The organism is Streptomyces sp. NPDC107581 (assembly GCF_055657175.1).
The window spans coordinates 1-5,462 of the sequence record NZ_JBVKBH010000025.1 but is presented as its reverse complement, the minus strand read 5'-3'; the positions used below and the strand labels follow the sequence as shown (position 1 = coordinate 5,462).

3 protein-coding genes and 3 pseudogenes are annotated in these 5,462 nt (G+C 67.8%); 1 reads left to right on the top strand and 5 read right to left on the bottom strand.

Annotation, left to right across the window (positions count from 1 at the left end; translation table 11 throughout):
- Window positions 1-616 precede the first annotated feature (616 nt).
- Window positions 617-1,603: pseudogene (locus ACZ7P3_RS39570) on the bottom strand (IS256 family transposase); the annotation flags it as partial.
- Between the two features lie 481 nt (window positions 1,604-2,084).
- Between ACZ7P3_RS39570 and ACZ7P3_RS39565 the strand changes: the two are divergent.
- Entirely contained in the window at window positions 2,085-2,294 is a 210-nt protein-coding gene (locus ACZ7P3_RS39565; protein WP_472089320.1) for a hypothetical protein, read from the top strand.
- A 38-nt stretch (window positions 2,295-2,332) separates the two neighbouring features.
- On the opposite strand, the pseudogene ACZ7P3_RS39560 reads toward ACZ7P3_RS39565, so the two are convergent.
- From ACZ7P3_RS39560 to ACZ7P3_RS39545, 4 genes and pseudogenes are all read right to left on the bottom strand, one after another.
- Window positions 2,333-3,151: pseudogene (locus ACZ7P3_RS39560) on the bottom strand (transposase); the annotation flags it as partial.
- Window positions 3,152-3,293: 142 nt separating this feature from the next.
- Entirely contained in the window at window positions 3,294-3,968 is a 675-nt protein-coding gene (locus ACZ7P3_RS39555) for a hypothetical protein (protein ID WP_472089319.1), read from the bottom strand.
- A 105-nt stretch (window positions 3,969-4,073) separates the two neighbouring features.
- Complete coding sequence (gene istB, locus ACZ7P3_RS39550) at window positions 4,074-4,856, bottom strand: IS21-like element helper ATPase IstB (RefSeq protein WP_472089318.1); 783 nt, start codon at window positions 4,854-4,856, stop codon at window positions 4,074-4,076.
- A pseudogene (locus tag ACZ7P3_RS39545) lies at window positions 4,853-5,347 on the bottom strand (IS21 family transposase); the annotation flags it as partial. The gene istB and the pseudogene ACZ7P3_RS39545, both read right to left, overlap by 4 nt.
- Between the last annotated feature and the right edge of the window lie 115 nt (window positions 5,348-5,462).

The following is a 5,462-nucleotide window of genomic DNA, read 5'->3' as shown; positions in this document are numbered from 1 at the left end:
TGCTGGTGCCGGAGCGGGCGCTGGCGCTGGTGCTGGGGCCGGTGCTGGCGCTGGCGCTGGTGCTGGTGCCGGAGCGGGCGCTGGCGCTGGTGCTGGGGCCGGTGCTGGCGCTGGCGCTGGTGCTGGTGCCGGAGCGGGCGCTGGCGCTGGTGCTGGTGCCGGAGCGGGTGCTGGTGGCTGAGTGGGGGGATGCGGGTGCTGTCTGTGCTCGTGTTTCTGCCCATGGCCGGGGCCTCCGTCCCGGTGGAGACGTGGAGTCTTCGCCGGGGCGGGGGCCCACGGTCCCGTGCGACGTTTGACCGTCCGCAGAGGGAGACGCTCGCGGGACCTGCAGCCGACCCTGCATCGCCCCCCGACCCCGGCCTGTCAGACCGAGGCCCCGGGAGGCGACGATAAGGCCCGTGCCGGTCATGAAGCCGTTGCCGAAGCCGCCGTACGCGAAAGCCAGGCCGACAGCCCCACTGCCGGTGACCTGCCCGGGCAGATCACCGCCGCCGAAGTCATCAGCGACAAGGACCACGCCCAGGACGCACACCGGCACGGCGCCCGCAATGACGACACCCATACCGACAACGAGGACAACCGCCTGCAACGCCGACCCTCCACCCGCCCACCACCACACCCGCTCCCACCACGCAACCACCCCGCCCGGGACCGGCCCCGCCTCCAGTAGCATCTCCTTGACCTTCGGGAACTGCTTGCCGAGCATGTCGGCGACAGTGTCGAGCTGGGTGCGGACGGCGTCGGCGGTGGGCTGGGCGAAGATCGTGCGGATCGTCGCGGCGACCATTTCCGCCGCGTCCTTCTTGATCACGCTGAACACGTTGCGCAGGAAGTGAACCCTGCAGCGCTGGTAGGCGGCTCCGAGCATGACCTTGCGGATGGCCTTGACCAGTCCCGAGTGGTGGTCGCCGATCACGAGCCTGACTCCACTCAGACCGCGTTCGCGCAGGTGGCGCAGGAACTCGGTCCAGAACACCTCGGTCTCGCTGTCGCCGACCATCACGCCCAGCACCTCGCGGCCGCCATCGTCGGTGATCCCGGTGGCGATCACCACGGCGCGGGGCACGATCTGGTGCTCGACCCTCGCCTTGCAGTAGGTGGCGTCCAGATAGATGTACGGGAAGCGGACGTGGTCCAGGGGCCGGGCACGGAACGCGGTCAGCTGGCCGTCCAGGTCCTGGCAGATCCGCGAGACCGCGCTCTTGGATATTCCGGTGTCCGCACCGAGGGCCCTGACCAGGTCGTCGACCGACCGTGTGGACACGCCGTGGACGTAGGCCTCCATGATGACCGCGTACAGGGCCTGGTCGATCCGGCGCCGTCGCTCCATCAGTGCGAGGAAGAAGCTCCCCGACCGCAGCTTGGGGATCGCCAGGTCCAGGTCGCCGGCCTGAGTGCTGATTGTCTTGTCACGGTGGCCGTTGCGAAGCGCGGTGCGCGTCTCGGTGTGCTCGTTCCACTCCGCGCCGATCCGGGCCGTGGCCTCGGCTTCGATCAGCTCCTGGAGCATCCGCTCAGCCACACCGCGGACGAGTTCGAGCCCGTCCGCCGAACGTAGTGACTCCAGCAGGCGTAGTAGGTCAGACTGGGAAAGGGCCACCGTGCACCTCCCGGGTTGAACTGGCCGTTCACCAAGGAGAGTTGCAGGTGGCCCGCCTGCCGGGCAGGGAGCGGAATCGCTATCAGCACACGCCCCCGGGCGTACGCCCTAGCCTTGATCGGCTACACCACATAGTGGGACGCCATCGCGACACGTGCACCTGTTCCGATGCCCCGATGGCGGGACTCGTGTGGGTGACGGCCCCGATACCCGCCAGGCGTCGGGGCCGCTGTTGTCTGTGCCCAGCCGCCGACGGCAGCCTCATCTCCATCGGCGGCGGCCCGGGTCTCCATGCGAGCGCAGAGCGCCTGCGGACAGCGAGTTCCCCAAGACACGTGAACAACGCACGAGGCTAGGTATCAGCCCTGTTAGACGCCTCACGTCCCCAAGCCGTCAAGTGGGTGGCTGGGGTGCCTGTGTAGCTTTGCCGACTGTTCGATTAGCAGCGCAAGGGGAACTTTCGGTGGATGTAGTGCGTGTCATGGAAGCGCTGGCCGAGCAGGGGGTCACGGTGCTGTTCAAGGCCGATGCCGAGCGGATACGTGAGGGCAGGAAGCCATGGACATTCGTCGCGAGCGGAAACCCGTTTCACGAGGATCTCCTGGTCCGGACGGATGCCGTCTCGGTGGAGGCCTGCCTGAAGGTGTGCCTGCCCAAGCTGCGCGAGCGCGGGCTGATCATCCCGGATTGAGGGCGGCGGCCTGCCGTGTGCGATGTCTTGTGGTCGGTCTATGCGGCCGTGGCCGACGAGACTTCCGGCTGGACCGGGAAGGCCAGCGATTCGTCGTAGCGCTGGCTGTGCTGGATGCAGTGGTAGAGCTGTCCGACCAGGCGGTTGAAGAGGTTGCGCAGGGCGGATGCGTGCCAGTCGCCGCGCTCGTCACGTCGTCGGCGGTAGTGCGCTTTGGCTCCGGGTGAGGCGGTCAGGGCGGCGAAGGCCCAGAGGTAGCCGGTGTGGTTGAGCCGGTCGTTCTTCACCCGGCGGCGGCTGATGCTGGACTTCTTGCCGGAGGCGCGGGTAATGGGCGAGGAGCCGGCGTAGGCCTTGAGGCCGCGGGCGTCGGCGAACCGGGTGTGGTCGTCGCCGATCTCGGCCAGCACCCGGGCGCCGAGCTGGAGGCCGAGTCCGGGAAAACTGAGGATCACGTCAGCGTCCGGGTGCTGAGGGAAAGCCTCTTCCACCGCCTGGGCCAGGTCGTCGGCGGCGGTGCAGGCGGCGTCCAGCTGGAGGAGGAGGGCGAGCATCTGCTTGCCGAGGGCGTCCTCGACCAGCGGAAGCTGCCGGGCCCAGTCGCCTCGCAGGGCTTCGCGGAGCCGTTCGGTGTCGGCCTCGATGCCGCGCTTGCGGCCGGACCGCTTGAGGGCGGCAGTGATCTGGCTGCGGGTCAGCCGCGCAGCTTTGGCGGGGGTGGGTGCGATCTTGAGCAGTTCGCGGGCCTCAGGCCGGCACAAGCCGTTGGTCCAGATAGCGAAGGCATCCAGAGCCGCCGGGTAGTACTCGCGCAGAAGGGATCGGAGCTGGTTGGCAAGCTGCTGCCGGTTCCACAGTGGCTACGTAACTTCGATCCGACGTCATTCCGAGGCGGTTTCGGGAGTCGCTGTGGGCCCTCGTCCATGATCTATGTCACTGGGAAGTGATGTCAGTTGCCGACCGGATGGGAGGGCATCCGCGCCCGGCGGATCATCGACGTCAGCTCTGGCCGGAGCGCTGGAGCATCAGCCGATAGTCATCAGGGTTTGCCAGGATGATCTCTTTGGCCCGTTGATGATCGCTCTGAAGGGCGTCGGGGTAGGCGGAGGCCTCCAGCGAGATCCACAGCGACAGATCTTGACGTGTCTCAAGGTCTTCGCAGGTCAAGAAGGCAGCCAAGACTGCGTCCCGGTAGCCGGCCCGGAGGTCGGAGAGTGCGTCCAGGACCGCCTTACTCTCGGGAGTGGGCGTCCGGTTCGCCAGGTCCTCCATGGACGCGTATTTGAGCCCTGGGCGAGAGAAGTACCAGGCCATGGTCGCTCCGACCTTTTGCGCGTTCGTGCCAGAGCGGACGTAGTCGATGATCTGTTCCTGCGTCCAGCGGTGACCCAAAGACTTGACCAGGGGGCGGACCAGTTGGTTGATCCCGCTTCGGCACTGATCAAGCATGGCCGCGTCGATCAATCGATCGGCATGCCGGCGGGTGAGGTCAGGGTCTTCCTCAGCTGCCCGCCCGACCTCCCAGCGCTTGACCTCGCAGCGGTGATGCGGATGGTGATCCACCACCCGCTCCGGAAGAACCCAGGCCGGACTGAAGACTTCCAACAGCCCGTCAAGGAGCGGCTCGAACGCGACTTCCCGCCCAGGACGATCCGGGATCATCTCAAGAGCCATGCCCACCCCTAGGCCAACGCTCGCTGACGCCAACCGGCAGCGAATCAGGGTAACCCTTGGCAGCGGCTGGGACGCTCGGGATCTCCAGGACGCAGCCGCGACGTGTCAGCTGGCGCGTTCGGCTTGTGCTCGGGTGTGAGCCAGGCGGTAGGACTCGGTGCCGGTCTGGATGATCGCGCCGTTGAAGGTGAGGCGGTCGACGATGGCCGCGCAGAGGCGGGGGTCGGTGAAGGTCTTGGTCCAGCCGCTGAAGGATTCGTTGCTCGCGATGGCCACACTGTTCTTTTCCTCGCGCTCTGTCAGAACCTGGAACAGAAGTTCGGCGCCGCGGCGGTCGAGTTCCATGTAGCCCAGTTCGTCGATGCAGAGGAGGTCGACGCGGCCGTAGCGGGCGATGGTCTTGGTCAGCTGCTTGTCGTCGGCGGCCTCGACGAGCTCGTTGACGAGCTTGGTCGCCAGCACGTAGCGGACGCGGAAGCCCTGCATGGCCGCTTCGGTGCCGAGTGCGATCAGCAGGTGGGATTTGCCGGTGCCGGAGTCGCCGATCAGGCAGAGCGGCTCGCCCTTCTTGACCCATTCGCAGGTCGCGAGGGTGTTGATGGTGGCTGGGTCGATGCTCGGGTTGGCGTCGAAGTCGAAGGCCCGAAGCGACTTGTCCCTGGGGAAGGCGGCGGCGCGGATCCGACGTTCGGACCGGCGTCGGGCGCGGTCGTCGCACTCGGCCATCAGCAGTTCGGCGAGGAAGCCGCGGTAGGACATCTGGTCGTGGCTGGCGCCGTCGGCCATCTCCTTGAACTGCTGTCGGATGGTGGGCAGCCGCAGCATGCGGCATGCCTGGTCGATGGAGGCGGTGGCGGCTTCTTCGGTCAGGCCTCGCTTGCGCATCATGATCCTTCCTTGTCTCCGGCCGTGCGGCCGCGCGGGGTCAGCAGCTGGTCGTAGTGGGCCACCGAGGGCAGCGGCCGGTTGTCGGGAGGCAGATGTGCGAGTCGCCAGTCGGACAAGGACGTCACCGAGGCGGCCGGGCCGTCACCGTCGTGCAGTCCCTCCCGCGCAGCTGGGGCCGGAGTGAGCGGGTCGTCCGTTTCGGCGAGCTTGCGGGCCTCCAGGGCGACCGCGTCGGCGGTCAGAGCACCGACCCGGTAGGCGGCGGCCAGGCCGGCGACGACCTGCTCGTGGTCCATGTGCCGGGCCAGCAGCAGCACCTCGATCAGCGCGCGGGTTCCCGCGGCGTCGCCGTGGGCGGCCTTGGCAGCGGCCCACCACTTGTCGTGGACCGGGGTGAAGCGGCCGGCCGAGCGGGCCTGCTCCAGTGGTGTCGAGCCGGGGAAGGCGCCGGGCTTTCGCAAGAGCGCTTCGAGGTAGTGGTCCAGGACCAGGCAGGAGCCGCCGCGGCCGCCTAGGCGGTTTCGTTTGGATCATCGGGCGGACCAGAGGAAGATGCCTGCGATGTAGAGTCCGGCCAGGTAGATGGTGGCTGTCTTCTCGTAGCGG

Coding starts and splice junctions, on each gene's coding strand:
- ACZ7P3_RS39565 (WP_472089320.1), top strand. CDS start 2,085: ATGGAAGCGCTGGCCGAGCAGGGGGTCACGGTGCTGTTCAAGGCCGAT.
- istB (WP_472089318.1), bottom strand. CDS start 4,856: ATGATGCGCAAGCGAGGCCTGACCGAAGAAGCCGCCACCGCCTCCATC.
- ACZ7P3_RS39555 (WP_472089319.1), bottom strand. CDS start 3,968: ATGGCTCTTGAGATGATCCCGGATCGTCCTGGGCGGGAAGTCGCGTTC.